This window comes from Plantactinospora sonchi (assembly GCF_036422035.1).
GTDB lineage: Bacteria > Actinomycetota > Actinomycetes > Mycobacteriales > Micromonosporaceae > Plantactinospora > Plantactinospora sonchi.
Genome location: NZ_JAZGQK010000006.1, coordinates 68,261 through 86,893, shown reverse-complemented (window position 1 = coordinate 86,893; position 18,633 = coordinate 68,261). Strand labels below are relative to the sequence as shown.

Annotated in this window: 16 protein-coding genes; 9 read left to right on the top strand and 7 right to left on the bottom strand. The window is 75.0% G+C overall.

What is annotated here, in order from left to right; translation table 11 throughout:
- Nucleotides 1-66 precede the first annotated feature (66 nt).
- The 8 genes from V1633_RS06835 (at nucleotide 67) to V1633_RS06800 (ending at nucleotide 5,909) form a co-directional block, all read left to right on the top strand.
- Complete coding sequence (locus tag V1633_RS06835) at nucleotides 67-408, top strand: type VII secretion target (protein WP_331213335.1); 342 nt, start codon at nucleotides 67-69, stop codon at nucleotides 406-408.
- Between the two features lie 34 nt (nucleotides 409-442).
- Complete coding sequence (locus tag V1633_RS06830; RefSeq protein WP_331213334.1) at nucleotides 443-1,843, top strand: hypothetical protein; 1,401 nt, start codon at nucleotides 443-445, stop codon at nucleotides 1,841-1,843.
- Between the two features lie 18 nt (nucleotides 1,844-1,861).
- A complete protein-coding gene (locus V1633_RS06825) occupies nucleotides 1,862-2,146 on the top strand; it encodes a YbaB/EbfC family nucleoid-associated protein (RefSeq protein ID WP_331213333.1) in 285 nt (94 codons plus the stop codon).
- Nucleotides 2,143-2,517: a hypothetical protein gene (locus V1633_RS06820; protein ID WP_331213332.1), complete on the top strand. Its 375-nt coding sequence runs from the start codon at nucleotides 2,143-2,145 to the stop codon at nucleotides 2,515-2,517. The genes V1633_RS06825 and V1633_RS06820 overlap by 4 nt, the downstream gene beginning before the upstream one ends.
- Nucleotides 2,492-3,679 carry a WXG100-like domain-containing protein gene (locus V1633_RS06815; RefSeq protein ID WP_331213331.1) on the top strand — a complete coding sequence of 396 codons (1,188 nt, stop codon included), beginning with the start codon at nucleotides 2,492-2,494 and terminating at the stop codon, nucleotides 3,677-3,679. Before V1633_RS06820 ends, V1633_RS06815 begins: the two co-directional genes overlap by 26 nt.
- A 31-nt stretch (nucleotides 3,680-3,710) precedes the next feature.
- A complete protein-coding gene (locus V1633_RS06810; RefSeq protein ID WP_331213330.1) occupies nucleotides 3,711-4,232 on the top strand; it encodes a hypothetical protein in 522 nt (173 codons plus the stop codon).
- Nucleotides 4,232-4,774 (top strand): YbaB/EbfC family nucleoid-associated protein, encoded by a 543-nt coding sequence (locus V1633_RS06805; protein WP_331213329.1) that lies wholly within the window; start codon nucleotides 4,232-4,234, stop codon nucleotides 4,772-4,774. The genes V1633_RS06810 and V1633_RS06805 overlap by 1 nt, the downstream gene beginning before the upstream one ends.
- Before the next feature lie 280 nt (nucleotides 4,775-5,054).
- The gene (locus tag V1633_RS06800) at nucleotides 5,055-5,909 is read left to right on the top strand and encodes a DedA family protein (protein WP_331213328.1); all 855 of its coding nucleotides are present in this window, start codon (nucleotides 5,055-5,057) and stop codon (nucleotides 5,907-5,909) included.
- 130 nt (nucleotides 5,910-6,039) lie between these two features.
- Here V1633_RS06800 and eccB read toward each other — a convergent pair whose 3' ends face one another.
- Nucleotides 6,040-7,458: a type VII secretion protein EccB gene (eccB, locus tag V1633_RS06795; protein ID WP_331213327.1), complete on the bottom strand. Its 1,419-nt coding sequence runs from the start codon at nucleotides 7,456-7,458 to the stop codon at nucleotides 6,040-6,042.
- Between the two features lie 2 nt (nucleotides 7,459-7,460).
- Nucleotides 7,461-8,837 (bottom strand): type VII secretion integral membrane protein EccD, encoded by a 1,377-nt coding sequence (gene eccD, locus V1633_RS06790; protein WP_331213326.1) that lies wholly within the window; start codon nucleotides 8,835-8,837, stop codon nucleotides 7,461-7,463.
- Between the two features lie 239 nt (nucleotides 8,838-9,076).
- Between eccD and V1633_RS06785 the strand changes: the two genes are divergently transcribed.
- On the top strand, nucleotides 9,077-10,837 hold the full coding sequence (locus tag V1633_RS06785; protein WP_331213325.1) for a serine/threonine protein kinase: 1,761 nt from the start codon (nucleotides 9,077-9,079) through the stop codon (nucleotides 10,835-10,837).
- 41 nt (nucleotides 10,838-10,878) lie between these two features.
- Here V1633_RS06785 and V1633_RS06780 read toward each other — a convergent pair whose 3' ends face one another.
- The 5 genes from V1633_RS06780 to V1633_RS06760 are packed head-to-tail and all read right to left on the bottom strand — an operon-like array spanning nucleotide 10,879 to nucleotide 18,623.
- Nucleotides 10,879-13,203, bottom strand: a complete 2,325-nt coding sequence (locus V1633_RS06780; RefSeq protein WP_331213324.1) for a transglutaminase domain-containing protein — start codon at nucleotides 13,201-13,203, stop codon at nucleotides 10,879-10,881.
- Complete coding sequence (locus V1633_RS06775; RefSeq protein ID WP_331213323.1) at nucleotides 13,200-14,417, bottom strand: DUF58 domain-containing protein; 1,218 nt, start codon at nucleotides 14,415-14,417, stop codon at nucleotides 13,200-13,202. Before V1633_RS06775 ends, V1633_RS06780 begins: the two co-directional genes overlap by 4 nt.
- 3 nt (nucleotides 14,418-14,420) lie before the next feature.
- Nucleotides 14,421-15,377, bottom strand: coding sequence for an AAA family ATPase (locus V1633_RS06770; RefSeq protein WP_331213322.1), 957 nt, complete (start codon nucleotides 15,375-15,377; stop codon nucleotides 14,421-14,423).
- Nucleotides 15,374-17,287: a fibronectin type III domain-containing protein gene (locus V1633_RS06765; RefSeq protein WP_331213321.1), complete on the bottom strand. Its 1,914-nt coding sequence runs from the start codon at nucleotides 17,285-17,287 to the stop codon at nucleotides 15,374-15,376. The genes V1633_RS06770 and V1633_RS06765 overlap by 4 nt, the downstream gene beginning before the upstream one ends.
- Before the next feature lie 55 nt (nucleotides 17,288-17,342).
- Entirely contained in the window at nucleotides 17,343-18,623 is a 1,281-nt protein-coding gene (locus V1633_RS06760; RefSeq protein WP_331213320.1) for a sensor histidine kinase, read from the bottom strand.
- Nucleotides 18,624-18,633: the final 10 nt, after the last annotated feature.

Below are 18,633 nucleotides of genomic sequence, written 5' to 3'. Positions count from 1 at the left end.
CCACCGGCCGGCCCCGCCGGCGTGGTTCGCTCGGCACGGCAACGAACTTCGTCGACGGGAGGGGCCATGGCAGCGGCACCGGGAATGATCCACGGCGACACCGAACTTCTCCGGCAGGTCGCCGACCGGCTCGACCCGGCGGCCGTCGTCGCGGCCCGTACGGCGGCGGCCGAGGTGGCGGGGAGCGCGCGGGACTGCGGCGACACGCTGCCGGGTTGCCAGCGGTACAACGCCGCCGTACGCGAGGTGACCGACCGGATCATCGCGTTCTGCGCCGAGGTCGAGCAGGGGATCACGGCGTACGCCTCGGTCGCCCGCGACAGCGCGAGCGGCTACCTGGGCGGCGACGACACCGGCCGTACGGCGATCCAGGGCGCCGTACCGGCGTCTCCGACGACGCAGCGTTGACAACCCACTCGTACGGCGGTGAGGAGGTGACCGGATGGACATCGGTGCGCTGATCCAGGAAATGACCAGGTTGTACGGTCAGGCCGAGGCACAGCGGCAGCACTCGGACCATCTCTCCCGGAGCCCGCAGGGCTGGGAGGCGGTCCAGAACGGACTCCGGGACACCGGGGACCTGCTGCGACGCGGTGCCGGGGAGATCGCCCCCGGTTGGCAGGACCAGGCCGGTGACCAGTACGCGCAACGCCTGACCCGCAGCGCGAGCGTCGTGCAGGCGTGGCAGCAGACGTTGGCCTCGGCCCAGCTCGGCCCGGCGCTGACCACGCTGAACGAGGCGGTACGGACCACCTTCGACAGTGTCAGCCAGCTCAGGACGACGTTCGACGCCCTGGTCCAGCAGGTGGCCGGGGTGCCGGCCGGACCGGGGGCGGCCGCCGCGATCGCGCAGCTCGTCGCGGAGTTGCAGGCGCTGGTGGAGCAGGCCCGGGAGCTGCTGCGGCAGCTCGACCAGGCGTTCGCGGAGGTGGCGACCCGGGTCGCCGGCGCGGCCGACGGGACCGCCTGGGACGGACCGGCGGGCACCGGCGCCGCCGGCGCCTCGACGATGGCCGCCGCCGCGGCACCTGCTGGTGCCTCGGCGACGAGTGCGGCGACGGGCGCCACGGCCGCCGGCGCGGGTGCCGTCGGCGGTGGTTCGTCGGCCGGTACGGGTGCCGTCGGCGGTGGTTCGTCGGCCGGTACGGGTGCCGTCGGCGGTGGTTCGTCGGCCGGTGCGGGTGCCGTCGGAGGCGGTCCCGGCCTGGCCGGCGTCGCCGCACCCACCCCGGTCGGGCTCGCACCCGGCGCCCTGCCCGCCGTACCGACGATTCCGCCGGTGGCACCGCCGCCGCCGGTACCGCCGCTCGTGCCGCCGGTGGGCGCCCTCGGCGTCGCCGGTGCCGCAGCCGGCCGATCCTGGGCCGGTGGAGGCGTACCGCCGGTCGCGGGTGCGGCCAGCGCCATCCCGAAGGCGGGCCGGACCGTCAACGGCGTCGGTCCGCTCGCCGCCGCGCCGCCGCCGGCCAGCCCGAGCACCGCCATCCCGGCGGCGGGCGGTGGCACCGGAACGGGCATGGGCCGGATGGTGCCGCCGATGATGATGCCTGCGCTGGCCGGCGGCGCCGGGACCGGCAACCTTCCGGGACCCGGTACCGCCGACAGCCGGGCCGGCGGACACCGGGACCGGCCGCTGCGCGCGGTACCCGGGGTACCGCCCCGGCTGCGCGGCCGGACCGAGGGCCTCGCCGGCACCCCGGGGGTCACCGTCGGCTCGGGTCGGGCGGCGAACCGGCGTGCCGAAGACCCGGACAGCAACGGTGGACACCTGCTCGACGAGGAGCTGTGGCAGGTGACCCCGGCTCCCGGCCCGGTCCTCGACCGACGCCGGCCGACCGGCTGAGCGGCGCCGGAGTCCACCGTGGAGCTGCGGTACCGGCAACTCCGAGCCGGCCTGCTGGCCGTCCGGGAACGGCTCGACGAACTCCGGATCGAGGCGGAGTCGGCCGACGGGCTGATCGTCGCCACCGTCGACGGGCGCGGTCGGCTGGTCGACGTCACCCTCGACCCGAGGATCCGCCGGCACGCCGACGCCGGAGCGCTGGCCCGGGACGTACTGGCCACGGTCCGCCGGGCGGCGGAGCTGGCCGCCACAGCGGCGGCCGAGTTCACCGCCGGAGCACTGCGGGCCGGAGACGTACGGTGACGGCACCCGCCGGGGGTTTCCTCCACATGGACAGCGGTGCGGTCCTGCCCGTCCTGCAGGCGCTGGACGAGTGCGGCCGTACCGTCGGGGAGGCCTGGCGGAGCAGCCGGGACACGATCACCGGTGCGGAGCCGGGAATCGGCGGTGACACCCTCGGGCAGGCGTTCCGTAGCGTCTACACGGCGCCCGGCACCGAGCTGCGGACAGCCGCGGACCGGCTACCGGGGCTGATCGTGGCGGACGCGGCGGTCGGCGCGCAGTGCGTGGCGGACTACCGGACCGCCGACGCCCGGGGTGCGGCCGCCATCACCGCCGTCCCCGGGGCCGTGGCGGGAGGTGGCCCCGGTGGCGGTGCCCGAGCCGACTTCTGAGCTGGGACTCTGGCCCCGGGTCAGGGCGTACAGCGGGTGGCCGGAGCCGGACGAGGACGCGGTACGGGAACTGGCGGCGGGGTGGCGTGCCGGGGCGACGGCCTTCGCCGAGGCCGGACGGTTCAACCTCGGCGGGCTCGCCGGTACGTGGCCGGACGTCGCCGGTGCGGCGTTCACCACCCGGGCGACGGCCACCCTCCAGGCCAGCGCCCGTGGTGCCGAGGGCATGACGGCGATCGCTGACCGGGCCGACTTCTTCGCCGACGAGGTGACCCGGGTCAAGAACGGGATTCGTGACCTGATCCAGACCAACCTCGGCGCCTTCGCCGTCACCGAGACACTGCCGCCCGGCGTACGTGAGGTGGTGCAGGAGACCTTTGTCCTCGCCTTGGCAGGCCTGGTCAACGTCCTGGTCTCCGACGCGGCGGGCCGGGTCTCCGGGCAGCCGGGCGGCTGGGCGGAGGCGGCCAAGGAGTTCGGCGGCTTCTTCAAGGGCTTGTGGGAGGGGGCCGTGGAGAGCGCCGAGGGCCTGGCCGCGCTTCCGAGCGGCATCGACGACGCGGCCCGGAAGCTCTGGACCGACCCGCGGGGGTTCGCCGAGGACTCCTGGCGAGGTCTGGTCGACCCGATCGTCGAGGACTGGAACAACGGCAACGAGGGCGAGGCGATCGGCCGGGGGGTCTTCGGCCTCGCCGAGGCGGTGCTCGGCAGCAAGGGACTGGCCAAGGTCGGCCACCTGGCGGACGTCGTACCCGATCCGGACGCGCCACGACCCGACGCCCCGACCGGCGGCGGTGGCTCCGAGCCCGGCGCCGGCGGGTCGGACCCTGGCCCCGGCGGGTCGGCGAGCCCGCCGAACGCCACGGAACAGCTCCGGAACGGGCAGGAGTTCGGTGGGGCGAAGCTTCCGGTTTACGATGGTCCGCCGGACGGCGTCCTCTACAAACGCAACCCGCAGACCGGTGAGATCACCAACTACACGGTGTACGACGCGGACGGTCACGCCGTGAAACGGGTGGACCTCACCGGCCGGTCCCACGGAGGCGTTCCCACCCCGCACGTCGTCGAGTACGACCGGAACGTCCGACCGTCGGACGGGCAGGTGTTCGTCCGGGAGCAGCGGCACGTACGGCCGGCGAACCCCGACGAGATCCCCGAGTGAGCAACTTTCTCCGAGGAGTCGAGGAACGAGGATGAGCGATGACGTCCAGGGAGGACCGGTGACCACCATCGACGGGCCGGACGACGGACGGCTCCTGCCGGGGTTCTTCGTCGAGTGGCGGAGCGGCTGGGGGGAGTCGGCGTCGTCCTGGGGACCGACCGACTACCTCAACCAGGAGGCCGCGGTGCCGGCGGTTGTCGCCGCCGGCTGGCTGTTCAACCCCTCCACCGTCGGGTACCGGGGCGGAATCTTCCTCCGGGACCGCTTCGACGCGGCCACCGTCGACCGGTGGTTCAGCCAGTTCCCGGACGATCCGGGCCGGATCGAGGCGGTGGTCAACACCGTGACGCTGTACGACCTGTTCGTCAACGTTGACCTCGACCCGTACGAGGACGGCCTGCCCGGTCTCGCCCGGGACATCGCCGCATGCTGGGCCGGCGTGTTGGCGCGACGTTACCCGGACCGGAACGTCCAGGTGCGGACGGAGGACGCGTACGGACCGTCGGTGACGTTCTGGACGGCGACGGAGGTGCCGGCGGCGGGAGAGGCTTGATGCCCGCCCGACGCCCGGCGCCGAACCTCCGGCCGACGGAACGCCGACGCCCGGGCCCGGATCCGCAGCGGAGGGCACACCGACCGCCGGATCCGGACGGGTTGGACGGCGGGGCATCCGTCGCGGGTCCACTGACCCTGCCGGCTCGGGTGGCGGTGGTCCGGGAAACCGCGACGTCGGACGACGGGCTGGTCGTGGCGACCGTCGACGCCCACGGCCAGCTTGTCGACCTGGTCCTCGACCCCCGGATCCACCATGCCGCCCCCGACGCGCTGGGCCGTACGATCGTCGACACCGTACGGCGTGCCGTCGTCGGTGCCGACCGGCAACTGTCGGACCTCACCGCCGCGACGACGGAGCCGCGACGTCGGCCGTACGACGGGGCCGGCGGCTCGCCGACGCCGACCGCCACAGGGGACCCGGCCTTCGACCCACTGCTCCGCGAACTCGACCGGCTCGCGGCCGGGCCGGATCCGGCGATCGGCCAGTCCCGGTGGCCGCACCGCGAAGCGCCGCCCGGGGACGCCCGCACCCGGGACTGACCACACGCCGCCGGCGTTCGTGCCCCCCGGACGCCGTCGCGAGGTGGCGTGCCGGCTGCCAGAGGCACTTCTGGGCTGGTTGGCGCCGCGTCGGCGCTGACCGGGACGAAGGCGGCATGTGCGCCGTACCCTGGGTCGCCGGCACGCCGAGAGCCGGGAGCTGGTCCCCTGAACCCGCCTGAAGGTGCGGTTTTCCGCACCCGGGCTGTGAAGCCGACCTTCCGGCCCCCGCGGTCGACCTCATGGCCGGGGCCGCGGTGAAACTCGTAGCCTCGTCGGCATGATCCCTCTGTGGCATGTGCCGATGCACGCTGGCCTGTTGGCCCAGGAGTCCGATCCGCCGTCGGACGGGCTGGTCGGGTTGGTGACCGACCTGGTGGAACGGCTCGGTGCGCCCGGCGCCGGTCTGGCGGTCGCGTTGGAGAACGTGTTCCCGCCGATCCCGAGTGAGGTGATCCTGCCGCTGGCCGGGTTCACCGCCAGCCAGGGCAAGATGAGCCTGCTCGCCGCGATCATCTGGACCACGATCGGCTCGGTGGTCGGCGCCATGGCGCTGTACTACATCGGCGTCGCGCTCGGGCGGGACCGGGTCCGGGCGATCGCGGCGCGGCTGCCGCTGGTCAAGTTGAGCGACATCGACAAGACGGAGGCGTGGTTCGCCCGGCACGGGGTGAAGACGGTCTTCTTCGGGCGCATGATCCCGATCTTCCGCAGCCTCATCTCCATCCCGGCCGGTGTGGAGCGCATGCCGGTCACCACGTTCCTGCTCTACACCACGCTGGGCAGTCTGATCTGGAACACCGTGTTCGTGATGGCCGGCTACCTGCTCGGGGAGAACTGGCATGCCGTCGAGTCGTACGTCGGGACGTTCCAGAAGGTCGTCATCGTGCTCTGCGTACTCGCCGTGGGGTACTTCACCGTCTCCCGCGTGATCCGGATGCGCCGGAGGCGGGCGGCGGCAGCCCACGAACCGGCGCCGGACACCGTCGAGCCGTACCGTTCCGACACCCACGTCGAGCCGTACGGGTCGGGCACCCACGTCGAGCCGTACGGACACCCCGGGGCGCACAACCCGGCCCGGGCCGTACGCGGCACCCTGTACGGCACCCCGCGCCGGCCGGAGGATGGCCGATGACGTCGGATGCCGGGGACCTCGCACCGACGCGCAGCGTCGCCGACGGCGGAGCGGTTTGGTGCGCGACGTCGCCGATGAGCGTTAACAGGGGGCCCTTCCTCTACAAAAACCGATAAGAAGGGGCCCTTCCTTACCGGCGGGCGGCGGTGGGGTCGAGGCCGCTGCCCATCGGCACCCGGGTGACCAGGCCGGCGGGCAGCCGTACCGGGGTCACCCGGCCGTAGCCGAGAATCGCCGGCACCTGCCGATCCCCGAGCGGGTGGGCCCGACCCTGGTCGGTGACCAGGACAAGGGTGCCGACCGGTGCCCGCGCGCTCGGCAGCACCTCGACCAGGGCGGCCCGCCCCGGCGGCACGTACACCCGGTCGGCGAGCGGCAGGCCGTCGGCGGTCCGCCCGCCGGTCCTGGTCATCGAGTCGAGCGCGGGCAGTTCAGGGTCGATCCGCAGCCGGGGAACGGTGGCGTCACCGTCGTACGTCACGCAGACCGTCACCGGGCCCCGGCCGGCTCCGGCGAACTCCGGCCGCCGCGTCGGCGCCGCGCCGGCGGTGGCCTCCGGCAGCGTCTCCTGCCGGGCCTCGGCCGCCGCGACCAGCCCCAGCGGTACGCCGACCGGCTCGCCGCCTCGGTACGCCTTCGCGGTCTCCCGGTACGCCAACTGGATGTCGTACTGAAGTTCCGTGATCATCCGCAGCCGGTCAGGGCCGGCGAGGTAGTGCTGGACCCCGCCGCCGGAGGTCTGCACGGTCAGCAGTTGCCCGATCCGCAGGTCCTTGCGTCCGGGCACCGCCGTGGACCGCTTGCCGACGTCCCGGACCGGGATCGGGGCGATGGTCTCACCGGCGGGCAGGATGTCGACCACCGCCAACCCGACCCGGGCGCGTGGCTCCGCACGCAGCGCCAGGCCCACGGTCACGGTGTCCGGCTGCCGGATCCGGTGCCGGTAACCCCGCCAGATCAGGTACTGGTCACCGGTCTGCGGCACCTCCACCAGCAGGGCGTTGTCGTCGAGCGGTAGTCCGCCGGCCGGTTCGGTGCCGACCAGCAGCGCCGAGGTGTCGACGGTGGCGCCGGTCGGATCGGTGGTCGGCCGGGAGCAGAGGGTCCAGCCGCCGGTCAGGATCCGGCGCGGGCCGGGCAGCGCGTCGGGCGCGTCCGGGATACCGATCCGGGGGCCGCGTGGCACGTCGACCAGCGACTCCCGGGAGACACTGCGGGTCGGTGCGTTCCGTTCCAGCGCCAGCAGCGCGGAGGCGTAGTTGAGCACCGGATGCAACCGGCCGTCGAGGTAGACGTACCGGGTGCCGGTCTCCTTCACCACGATCACCGCGTCACCGTCGCGCCAGGCCCGGTTGCCGCCGGGCACGACGAACCCGTACACACCGAACGCGGCGAGTACCAGCACCGCGATGGCGATGCTGCCGAGCGCCGCCCCGGTCGGCCGGCGGAACGGCGGCTGCTCAGGATCGGTCTCGCCGGTCACCAGGGCGGAGAGCACCCGCTGGCCGAGGAACCGGTGGGCCTGGAGTTGGTCGCGTTTTGTCGCCATGGTCAGCCGCCCAGCCCACGGACCAGGCCGTAGAGCCGCAGTACCGCGCAGAGCACCGGGACGCAGGCCAGCACCAGCAGGGTCTCGGCCAGCTCGGCGTACCGCCCGAGCACGGGGCTCGGTGTCCGTCGGCTGTGCACCAGACCGGCGAGTACGGCGAGCGCGGCGGCCAGCAGCAGCACCGGCAACACCGTCCCGACCAGCCGCGCCGACCCGGCGAGCAGTGGGCCGACGGCCAGCCCGGTCGCACCGGCCAGTCCGGCGAGCAGCACCGGCAGCCGCTGGCGGAGCGCCGGATAGAGCCGGGCCCGTACGCCGAACCCGAGGGTGAGCACGACCAGCAGTACGGTCACCGCCGTGCCGGCCCGGGCCGCCAGCACCGCCTGGGCCAGGACGGCGGCCAGTGCGGCCCCCCACAGCATCCCGGTGAGCAGGCCGTCGGCGCGCAGCACCGCCGCGTACACCGCGCGCCGGGGCGGCTGCGGCTCGTCCCGGACCAGATCGGCGGCGGTACGCGGCAACACCGGCATCGGCACCCGCCCGAGCCGGATCGCCAGCGGGCCGAGCAACGGGGAGAAGAGCAGGACCGCGGTGGCCAGTACCGCCGCCGCGCCGGTCGGGTCGACCAGCTCGACGTGCACCGCCCAGGTGGCCGGGCCGACCAGCAGCGCCAGGGTCGCGGCCCCGACGAAGAGGGCGGCTCCGTCGACCACCCCGAGGTGGCCGAGGACGGCGGCGAGCAGCAGCAGCGCACAGCCGCCGAGCAGGTGCGGGGCGCCGAGGCCGGAGAGCGGCAGCCGGTCGCCGAGCAGCAGCGCGCCGCCGGTGAACGCGTGCGGCAGGGCCAGGCCGGCGAGCACCGCCCCGGCCCGGGCGTCGCCGACGGCGCGGGACACCGCCGTGCCGGCGGCCAGCAACACGGCGGCGAGGACCAGCGCCGCCCAGCCCGGCCACGGCGGCCCGGCGTGCAGTACCGCGACCACCGCGACCAGCATCGCCACCACCGCCCCGGCCAGGCCGGCGAGCCGGGTGTGCCGGGGGCCCCAGAGCTGACCGACCCGGCCGGCGCCCCGGGCGATCGCGTCGACCAGGTCGTCGTACTCCAGGTCCGGCCACGACATCCGGTGGGGCACCAGGTGCAGCACCTCGCCGTCGCGTACCCGGTTCGTGGCGAACGTCCGACCCGGGTCGACCGCCGTACCGTCGGCGCGGCGCAGCACCCAGCCGCCGTCCGGCACACCCTCGTCGGCGAGGCGTTCACCGGCGTGCCGGAGCAGGGCGGGGAGCAGTTCGGCGACCGGCGCACGTTCCGGCAGCGCCAGGTCGATCCGTCGTTGCGGGGCCGCGATCGTCACCCGTACCAGGCCAATGGTTGTCATCCGGCGCGTCCCGTCTCCGTCTCCCGCCGGGCGGCGGTGCTCCGACGGGCGGCAGCATGCTGCCGCCCGGTTCCGCCCGGTGTCCCGGGTTCCTACGATGGGCACCTGGCCGGGCGGATGGAACGGGCACGGCAGCTAGCGGACACCGTCGGCGGAAGGGGAGGCGCGATGTACGGGCGCGCCCAGGTTGCCGGGCCGGACGGTCCGGATGAGGGATCCGTACGAGGATGAGCGCCGCCATGAGCAGCGAACCCGGGCACGACGAGCTGGTCCCGCTCGGCGACGGCCCGGTCGCGACGGTGTTGGCCGGCGTCTCCGGCGAGCCGGGTGAGGCGTACGCGCTGAAGGTGTATCCCGGCCGACTGGACCGGCGTACCCGGGCACGGGTCCGGGACGAACTGCGCCGCCTCGGCGAACTGCGCGGAATCGCCCCGGTCCTCGTCGCCGACGGTCTGCGGGAACTCGCCGACGGGCGGGCCGCGCTGCGTCTGGAGCTGTGTGCCCAGTCGCTGCCGGAGTTGCTGGACTCGTTCGGCCCACTCTCCGGTACGGACACGGTGGCCCTGGGCAGCGCCCTCGCCGCCGCGCTGGCCGCCGCTCACCGGGCGGGCCTCGTCCACGGCGGCGTCACCCCGGGCAACGTGCTGTTCCGGCCCTCCGGTGAACCACTGCTCGCGGACTTCGGTCTGACCCTGCGCCATGCCTTCCCCGCCGACCCGGCGCGGAATCTGGACTTCCTCGCACCGGAGACGGTGCGGGACGGCTCCGCCGACGAGCGGTCCGATCTCTACGGACTCGGGGCGATCCTGCACTTCGCGTTGACCGGCCGTCCGCCGCACCAGGGGCCGCCCGGTGAGCCACCGGGCGAGCGCCTGCTGCGGGTGTTGGGCGCCCCGGTACCCCCGGTCGAGCGGGCCGACCTGCCGCCGGGGCTACCGGATCTGGTGTCGGAGCTGCTCGCCAAGGACCCGGACCACCGGCCGGCCGACGCCGCCGACGTGCTCGCCCGGCTCGCCGCGTTCCCCGTGCCGTCAGTCCCCGCGCCGGCACCGGCCGGATCTGACGAGGTCGTGGCGGCGTCCACGGTGCCCTCGCCGGTCCCGGCCGGATCCGCGGAGGTCAGGGCCACCTCTTCCGCGCCGGTCCCGGCGCAATCTGCGGAGGTCGGGGGCGCGTTGTCCGCGCCGACAACGCCGTCGTCCGCCCCGACAACGCCGCCGCCGGCCCCGGCACGTACTGCGGAGGTCGGGTCCGCGCCGTCGACCGTGGAGGCCGACCGGCCGGACAACCCGCCGGTGCCGCCGGTGCAGGTCGTCGCCACGGCACCGGCGCTCCCCGACGGGGTGACCACCCGGCCGTCGGTGTCCGAGACGGAGACCACGGTGCCGGCCGACGCCGCCGTCGACGCCGAACCAGCGGGGGCCGAGACCGGCGATGACCCACCGGCGACCGTCGTCGACGTCGTGCCCCACCCGGGCACCGAGTTGGCGGTCGTCTCCCGGCCCGGTAACGGGCCGGCGGCGCCGCGCCCCCGGGGGGAGCCGATCCTGGTCTTCGGCTCGGCCGAACCGCCCCGGCGTACCCATCGGACCCCGCTGCTGATCGCGGCCGGTGGCCTGTCGCTGCTCGCCGTGCTCTCCGTACTGTTCTTCCTGAACCGGCCGGGTGAGCTGGCCGTACCGCCACCGCCGCCGTCGGCGGCCGGGACGACGGGTCCCGCCCCGACTCCGGCCACGGTGGTGCACCTGGAGTTGACCGACCCGGTCGACCGCGGCAACGTCGTGGAACTCTCCTGGCGGAGCACCGAGCCGCTGGACTTCGCGGTTGTCGTGGCGGAGGAGGGGGAGCAGGCCAAGGTGCTGCTGGCGCAGCGCGGCACGACGTACCGGGTGCCGGTCGACCCGGTACGCCGGTACTGCTTCCTGATCCAGGGCAGTAACGGTCTCCAGGTGTACGAGACCCCGCCGAAGCCGATCCGGGGAGCCCGCTGCGTGCAGTGACGGGTGCGGCGGGTCCGTCCGTCGACGTTTACCGGGTCGGCTCAGCCGCGCCGGAGCACCGTACGCGGGTCGAGGCCGGCCCGTAGCCGCCTCCGCCAGCCGCGCCGGGCCAGCCCGCGTCGGACCGCGCGTACCGCCGCCCAGGCCTCGGTGACGTCCCCCTGCCCGGGTGAGTCCCCGGACCAGAGTGCCCGGTCCACGATGGTGCCGAGCCGTCGGAGTTCGTCGACCGTGCTCTGGTCCACCACGGTCGCCGCCGCACCGGCCAGCTCACGTACCGTCATGCCGGGCGGCACGCCGAGGCCGTGTTCGCGCAGTCGGTCCCGGACCTCCGCCCAGGCGCCCGCCACCGCCGCCGCGCCGGGGCGACGCCGCCGTCGCAACGTCCGTACCGCCCGCGCCGCCGGTACGCCGACCAGCCAGGCCACCAGCAGCAACGCCGGTACGCCGAGCCAGCTCAGCGACGGCGCGAAGCCGCTGCCGTCGTCGTCGCGGTCGCCGGCCGCCACCGGGTTCGGCGCGACCGGTGGATCGCGCAGCGCCTCCGGTGGCGGCAACTGTGCCCGGGCGCGGGCGGTCAGGGCCGCCAGCCCGGGGCCGGCGGGGGCGGCCGTCGCGCTGCTGCTCGGGTCGAGTGGCACCCAGCCCAGTCCCGCGACCGCCACCTCCGGCCAGGCCAGTACGTCACCGTTGCGGACCGTGTAGCCGCCGTCCGGGTCCGGGGTGGCCGGGGTACGGAAGCCGACCGTCAGCCGGGCCGGGATGCCGACCATCCGGGCCAGCGTCACGTACGCGGCCGCGAACTGTTCACTGGTGCCCCGCCTGGTACGCAGCAGGAAGTCCGCCAGCTGTGGCCAGGCGTGACCGGTCGGCAGTTCCGCCCCGGTCGCCAGCCGGTAGTTCTCCCGGAGGTAACGCTCCAGCACCAGTGCGGTCTGGAAGGACGGCCGGCCGCCGCGTACCGCCTGTTCGGCGAGTTCGGCGATGCCGGGTGGTACGACGCCGACGCCGCCGCGCCCGCCGGGAGCGCGGGGGTCGAGTGCGGCCGTGTCGAGCCGCCCGGCGTCGACCTGCGGCTGCCACCAGGTCAGCGTGTACCGGGCGGGGCCGGGTGAGGACGGCAGCAGCAGCGAACCGTGCTCCTGCTCGACCAGCGGTTCGACGCCGCGTACCTGGGCCGGCCAGGTCTGGCTCGGCAGCCACGGGCCACCGACGGCGGCCGCCCCGACGGTTTCGATCTCGGCGGAGCGGGGCCGCACCGGCACCGTCACCACCGCACCCGCCGGCAGTTCGGTGCCCATCCGTCGGTAGTGGGCGCCGGGTGTCCAGTTGACCCCGTCGAAGGTGTCCAGCACCACCAGTGGCCACCGGTCCGTTTCGGGCTGCGCGGTGGGGCCGGGTGTGCCGTCCGTACCGGCCCGGCCGCCGTTCCCGACGGCCCGGACCCGGAAGACCGGGGTGCCGGGGTGGGTGAGCCGGAAGGCGATCTCGTCGAGTGGGCTGGTGACCCGGGTCTGTGGCAGCGGCGCGGGCTCGTCCCGGTGCGCGGCGTAGCGCGGTACCCCGGCCGGCGGCCACACCCCGGCGAGCAGTGCGGCCAGCACCGCCAGCAGCAGCGGCAGCCCGATCCGGAACAGCGCCGACGCCAGGTCGGACCGCTCGGCGGCCGGCGGGCGCGACCGGAACCCCGACGCCGGCACCGCCCCGCCCGGCGAGCCGCGGGTCGCTGCGCCACGGGTCGGCGTCATCGTCCCGGCCCGGGTACCCGACGGGTCGGTGCCGTGCCGGGTGGTGGCCAGCAGGGCACCGGCGACAGCGGCGTACCCGAGCGCGGCCACGGTGCCGGCGACCGGGGGCAGGGCGGCGTAACCCTGGCTGAGCAGCGCGACGGCGAGGCTGGGGGCGAGGGCGGGCAGCGGACCACGGAGCCGGTGCAGCAGTTCGACGCCGAGCGCCCCGGCGAGGACGACCAGCAGCGGCACGAAGAGCAGCAGCTCGGGCTCGGGCCGGGCCGGCCAGGTCGACTGGAGGGCGAGCCGCCAGGAGTCGGTGACCCCGGCGGCCAGCGCCCGCCACGTCGCACCGGTGGGTAGGCCGGCGAGCGTGGTCGACCAGAGGGTCGTCCAGAGCACCGCCAGCAGGCCGCCGCCGGCGACCAGGAGCGGACGCCAGACGACCAGCGACGGCCGGCGGGCGCAGGCCAGCGCCACGAGCAGCATCACCCCGGCGGGTACGCCGACCGGGGCCAGCAGCCCGGTGAGCCCGAAGACGGGGGCGAAGAGCAGGCCGGCGACCGCTCCGGCGAGCACCACGCACCCGGTCGGGGCGGCCCGGGCCAGCAGTGTCCGCGCTGCGGCGACGCTCATCGGACCATCTCGTTCCATCGGCGTACCGCGTCGCTGGCGTCCGCCGCGACGAGCATCCGCAGGCCCGGCGAGGTCATGGCCCGCCCGGCCGCCGGATCAGCCGGGGTCGCGGCCGGGTCAGCCGCCGGCACGGCCGGGCCCGCGAGCGGGTCGGGCACGGTGTCCGCGCCGGCCAGTCCGACCACGACGATCGTCGGATGGCGGTACCGGAGCCGGGCGAGCGGGCCGAGTCCGGTACCCGCCGAGGTCACCACCACCAGCGCACCCCCACCGCGGCTGCCCGCCGCCACCGGCAGTACGTCGCCGTCGGCGCTCGCATCCGGGCCCTGCCGCAGCTCGCAGAGCTCGTCGAGGAGTTGGCGGACGGCTCCGGCCCCGCCGGGTGTGGCCAGGTCCCGACCGGTGGAGGTGAGCAGCCGGGTGTGGTGCCCGGCCCGGGCGGCGGCGCCGAGCAGCGAGGCGGTGACGTCCACCGCCTCCTCGAAGTCGGCGGCGGTCAGTCCCCCGGCACGGTCGTCGAGCAGCACGGTGAGTCGGGGCTGGGCCGGGTCCGCCAGGTCCCGCACCATCAGCCGGCCGGTCCGGGCGGTGGCCTTCCAGTGCAGGTGGCGTACCTCGTCACCGGGGACGTACTCGCGGACGTCCTGCAGGTCGACCGACCCGCGCAGCGTGTTGTCGGTGCGGACCCCCTCGTGGTGGTGCCGCCGGTGCCCACCGGCCAGCGGCCGGGCCGGCAACTGCCGGGGATGTACCCGGAGCAGGGCGGTCTCCCCGACCCCGGCGCCGGTCCGGGACAACCCGAACGGGTCGACCCGGTGCAGGGTCAGCGGGCCCACGGTCAGCGGCCCCCGGGTGCCGGTCGGCAGCTCGTAGTGGTGGACCGCCTCCCCGCCGGGTGGCAGTGAGCGGACCCGGACGCCACGGGACGTGCCGGCCACCGGATCGGTCGCCAGGAAGCCGGCCTGCCGGCGGACTCCCGGGTTGCCGACCCGCAGGGTGGCCACCGCGGGCCGGCCCCGCTCGACCCGGTCTGGATAGACCGAACGGCGTACCGTCACGGTCAGCCCGCGTGCGGTGAGCAGCACCGCGGCGAGTACGGCGCCGACCAGCGCACCGCCCAGGGCACGCAGGAACGGGTAGCCGCCCCAGAAGCCGACGGCCAGCGCCAGCACGCCGAGCACGAGCACGGCCCGGCCCCGACCGGTGAGCCGCACGCCTCAACGCCCCGCGTCGACCGTCGGCAGCGGGGTCGAGTCGAGCAGTTCGGCGACGATCTCGCCCGGACCGCGCTGGTTGAGTTCCGCCTCGGCGGTGAGCACGAGCCGGTGGGCCAGCACCGGTACGGCCACCTCCTTCAGGTCGTCCGGGGTGATGAAGCCGCGTCCCGCCATCGCCGCCAACGCCTGGGCGGTACGCACCAGGGCGATGCTGCCCCGGACGCTGGCGCCGAAGCGTACGGCGGCGTGGTCCCGGGTGGCGGCGGCGAGCCGGACCGCGTACCCGGCCAGGGCCGGGTCGACCCGTACCGCCCGTACCTCGGTGATCGCCGTCCGCAGTGTCTCGATCTCCACCACCGCCGGCAGTTCCTCGGCGGTCACCCCGGCACAGTCGCCGAGCACCACCGCCACCTCGGCGTCGAGGTCGGGGTAGCCGACGGACAGCCGCAGCAGGAACCGGTCCAGTTGCGCCTCCGGCAACCGGTACGTCCCCTCCAGCTCGATCGGGTTCTGGGTGGCGACCACCAGGAACGGCCGGGGCACCTCGTGGGTGGTGGCGTCCACCGTGACCCGGCGCTCCGACATCACCTCCAGCAGCGCCGACTGGGTCTTCGGGGTACCCCGGTTTATCTCGTCGGCGACCACGACGTTCGCGAACACCCCGCCGGGGTGGAAGGCGAACCGCTCGTCCCGCTGGTGGTAGACGCTGACCCCGGTGATGTCGCCGGGCAGCAGGTCGGGGGTGAACTGGATCCGGTTCCAGTTGCCGCCGATGCTGCGGGCCAGGCACCGGGCCAGGGTCGTCTTGCCGAGTCCGGGCACGTCCTCGATCAGCAGGTGCCCCTCGGCCAGCAGACCGGCGATCGCCAGCCGGACCAGCTCCGGCTTGCCGAGGATGACCCGTTGGACGTTCCCGGCGATCCGTGCGGCGATCTCCGCCGCGCTGTTGTCGTTCATCCTTCGGGCCAGAGGAAGCGGTTGGACCGTACGCCGTCCACGGTGACCCAGACCCGCTGGCCGACCGCGTCGAACGGGAAGTCCTCGAAGGTCAGGTTGCCGTTGCCGTCGGTGCGCCGGGTCGCACCCGGGTTGTAGTTCGGCCACTCGTCGGAGCTCGGCCTGACGTGGTAGTCGGTGTTCGGGCGGAATCCACGCATCACGATCCGCATGTACCCGCAGTCCGGGGCGTGGCAGTCGTCCCGGTAGGTGGTGTCGGATCCCCGGGACACGGTGACCGTACGCGGCGGGGTGGGGGCGTTCGCCCGGGCCGTCGCCGGGGTGCCCCGGCCGGCGGAGTTCTCCGCCACGACGGTGATCCGGTACGCGGCCCCGGCGGTGAGGCCGGTCAGGGTGATCGACCGGGTGCCGCCCGACCGGGTCGCCGAGCTGCTGCCGCCGCCGGTGCGCTGCCAGGTGATCCGGTACCGGGTGACCGACGCGCCGTTCGCGGCGGCGGCGCCCCAGCTGACCCGGAGTCCGTCGCCCTGGGCGGCGGCCCGCAGGCTGGGCGGCATTCCGGGCGGGCTGGCCGGCACGGGTGGCGGGTCGGGTTCCCGCTCCGGCGTCCGGTCGGAGTTCGGCGGCGGGTTCGGGCGGCGCGGCGGGTCCTCGTCCCGCTTCCGGTCCGACGACGGGGTTCCGGCCGGGGTCGGGGTCGGGCCCTGCGCCGGCCCGTTGGACGGGGAGTCGGACGGCACCGGGGTGCCCGGCGCGGCGCCCGCCACCGGCACGTTCCCGACGGTTCCGTCGTGGTCCACCACCAGGACGTGTCGCCCCTCGGCGCCGTCCACGTAGACCCGTTCGTCCTCGCCCCGGCTCAGCGTCGGCTCGCCGGTCTCCGGCGGTACCGGCGTGACCCGCTGCTGCTCGCCGGCGCTGTTGTAGGTGAGCACCGCGTTGCGCTGCCGGTCGAGCAGCACCACCGAGGAGCGGCTCACCGTCGGCGCCGCGTACGTCCCGTCGGGCAGCGCGACGGTGACCGGCCGACCGGCGGCCGGTTCCCGGCCCAGGCCGGTGGCGTCCACCAGGTGCATCCGCCGGGCGGTCGGGTCGAGGATGGCGACCCGACCGGAGACGTCCGCCGGGGCGACCCGGGCGGTCGGCGGGATGTCGACCCCGATCGGGGTCGCCCGGCCGAGTCCGTCGTCGCCGACCGGACTCAGGGTGTCCGTCTCGGTGTCGACGAAGACCGGCCGCTGGTCGACCACGGTGAGCGCACCGGTGTGGCCGACGGGTGCCGAGGCGGGACAGGAGATCCGGTCGGTGCCCTTGGCCAACCGGCAGAGCACCCCGGAGTCGGGCCGGTGCAGCCAGAGGGTGCCGTCGCGGGTGGCGACCGGTTCGCCGAGGGCGCCGCCGGCGGGGATGGTCGCCGGCGGGTCACCGAGCCGGACCACCCGGCCGGCCTCCCGGTAGACCAGGTACGGCCCGCCGTCGGTCTCGACGGCGACCGGACGTTCCCCGGTCGGTGGGGTCAGCGTGCTCTCCACCGACAGGCTCGACTTGCCGAACTCGACGATCCGGCTCCGGCCGACCACGTAGCCGCTGGTGTCGCCCTGCACCACCTGGCTGCCGGCCTCGAGGCCGGGGACCTCGGCCCGGGCGTCCACGCTGCGCGCGGAGCCGTTGACGTGGTAGACCGAATCCGACCCCGGGTGCGCCACCCAGTGCCCCGCCTGCGCGAAGCTCAGCCCGGGTGCCGGGGTGGCGGCACCGGAGACCGCAGCGGTGACGGCGACCAGGCTGGTGCCGACCAGCAGCACCAGCGGCAGCCGGCCGCGCAGTCGCGGCGGCAGGCGGTCCGCCCGGAGGTGGTGGAGCCGGCGCAGCCGGCCGGCGGAGCGACGGAGCGGAACCAGGAAGCTCACCCGGCCGAGGATAGAAGAACCCTTACAGGATCGGTCCACTGTCGGTACAGACCTCTCAGTCGTCGATCGTCGGCAGTACCAGTTCGAAGATGGCTCCGCCCTCCTCGGCGTTGTAGACCCGCAGCATTCCGCCGTGCGCCTGCGCCACCCAACGTACGATGGAGAGCCCGAGCCCGCTCGACCCGCCGCCACTGGTGAACCGGTCGAAGTTCTCCCGGGCCACCGCCGCGTCGATGCCGGGGCCGTGGTCGGCCACCAGTACCCGCCCGCCGGCCACCGTCACGTGCACGATCGCCGGGTCACCGGGCCGGCGCCCGTGCCGCAGTGCGTTGTCCAGCAGGTTCCCGATCGCCCGCTGCACCAGCACCGGGTCGGCGTTCACCTTGGTCGGCGCGGCCGTCACCGTCACCGTGGCCCCCTCGGTCGGGGTCTCCTCCACCACCGTACTGACCACCTGGTCCAGCCAGACCGGTTGGATCGCCAACTGCTCCACCCCGGCGGCGAGCCGGGCCCGTACCAGCAGGCCGTCGATGATGCTGCCCATCCGGGACGCCAGGGCGACCGTACGGGGCAGCAGGTCGGCGCGGCGGGTCGGATTGTCCCGGGCCGTCTCGGCCAGCGCGCGCAACGCCGCCACCGGGGTACGCAGGTCGTGTGCGGTCTCGGCGAGCAGCACCTCCTGCTGTTCCAGGGCCGCCACGGCGGGCCGGATCGCCCGGCCGGAGAGCAGGTGCCCGGCGGCGCCGACCGCGGCGACCAGCAGCAGGCAGCCGCCGACGACCAGTGCCGTCACCTGGTTGTGGCGGTCCCGTTCCGGCCCCGCGTCGGCCACCGCGACGACCGCCCCGATGTACTGCCCGGTGTCGTTGCGGAACGGCTCCGCCCTGACCCGGACGAGTTCGCCGTCGGTGTCCCGGGCGTAACTGTTCAGCGGCAGGCGGGTCTGGACCGCGCGGGCCGCCAGCCCACCGAGCAGTGCCGGCTCGACCGGTACGCAGATCCGCTGGCTGAGATGGCCGGTGAACCGCTCCGAGTCGCCCGGCAGGATGGCGAACTGCGGACACTGGGTGTTGAGTTCGTCCTCGCCGACGTACGCGGTGACCAGCGCGCCGCCGTTGTCGACCTGGATCAGTCGGGTGACCGCCGTGGTGACCCGACGCAGTTCGGCGTCGAGCCGCTGCTCACCCTGCTGGGAGTCGGCCCGGACCAGCAGCCAGGCGAAGACCACCAGACCGGCGGCGTTCATCGCGGTGAACAGCACGGTGAGCCACCAGCGCAGCCGGCGGAGCCGACCGGCCGCCGAGCCCGTCGGGGCGGTCCGTCCGCGCCCGGTCACGCCACTCACT

Bases quoted from the DNA above. Each gene is read 5' to 3' on its own strand.
- V1633_RS06835 (WP_331213335.1), top strand. From the start codon at position 67: ATGGCAGCGGCACCGGGAATGATCCACGGCGACACCGAACTTCTCCGG.
- V1633_RS06830 (WP_331213334.1), top strand. From the start codon at position 443: ATGGACATCGGTGCGCTGATCCAGGAAATGACCAGGTTGTACGGTCAG.
- V1633_RS06810 (WP_331213330.1), top strand. From the start codon at position 3,711: ATGAGCGATGACGTCCAGGGAGGACCGGTGACCACCATCGACGGGCCG.
- V1633_RS06805 (WP_331213329.1), top strand. From the start codon at position 4,232: ATGCCCGCCCGACGCCCGGCGCCGAACCTCCGGCCGACGGAACGCCGA.
- V1633_RS06800 (WP_331213328.1), top strand. From the start codon at position 5,055: ATGATCCCTCTGTGGCATGTGCCGATGCACGCTGGCCTGTTGGCCCAG.
- eccB (WP_331213327.1), bottom strand. From the start codon at position 7,458: ATGGCGACAAAACGCGACCAACTCCAGGCCCACCGGTTCCTCGGCCAG.
- eccD (WP_331213326.1), bottom strand. From the start codon at position 8,837: ATGACAACCATTGGCCTGGTACGGGTGACGATCGCGGCCCCGCAACGA.
- V1633_RS06785 (WP_331213325.1), top strand. From the start codon at position 9,077: ATGAGCAGCGAACCCGGGCACGACGAGCTGGTCCCGCTCGGCGACGGC.
- V1633_RS06780 (WP_331213324.1), bottom strand. From the start codon at position 13,203: ATGAGCGTCGCCGCAGCGCGGACACTGCTGGCCCGGGCCGCCCCGACC.
- V1633_RS06770 (WP_331213322.1), bottom strand. From the start codon at position 15,377: ATGAACGACAACAGCGCGGCGGAGATCGCCGCACGGATCGCCGGGAAC.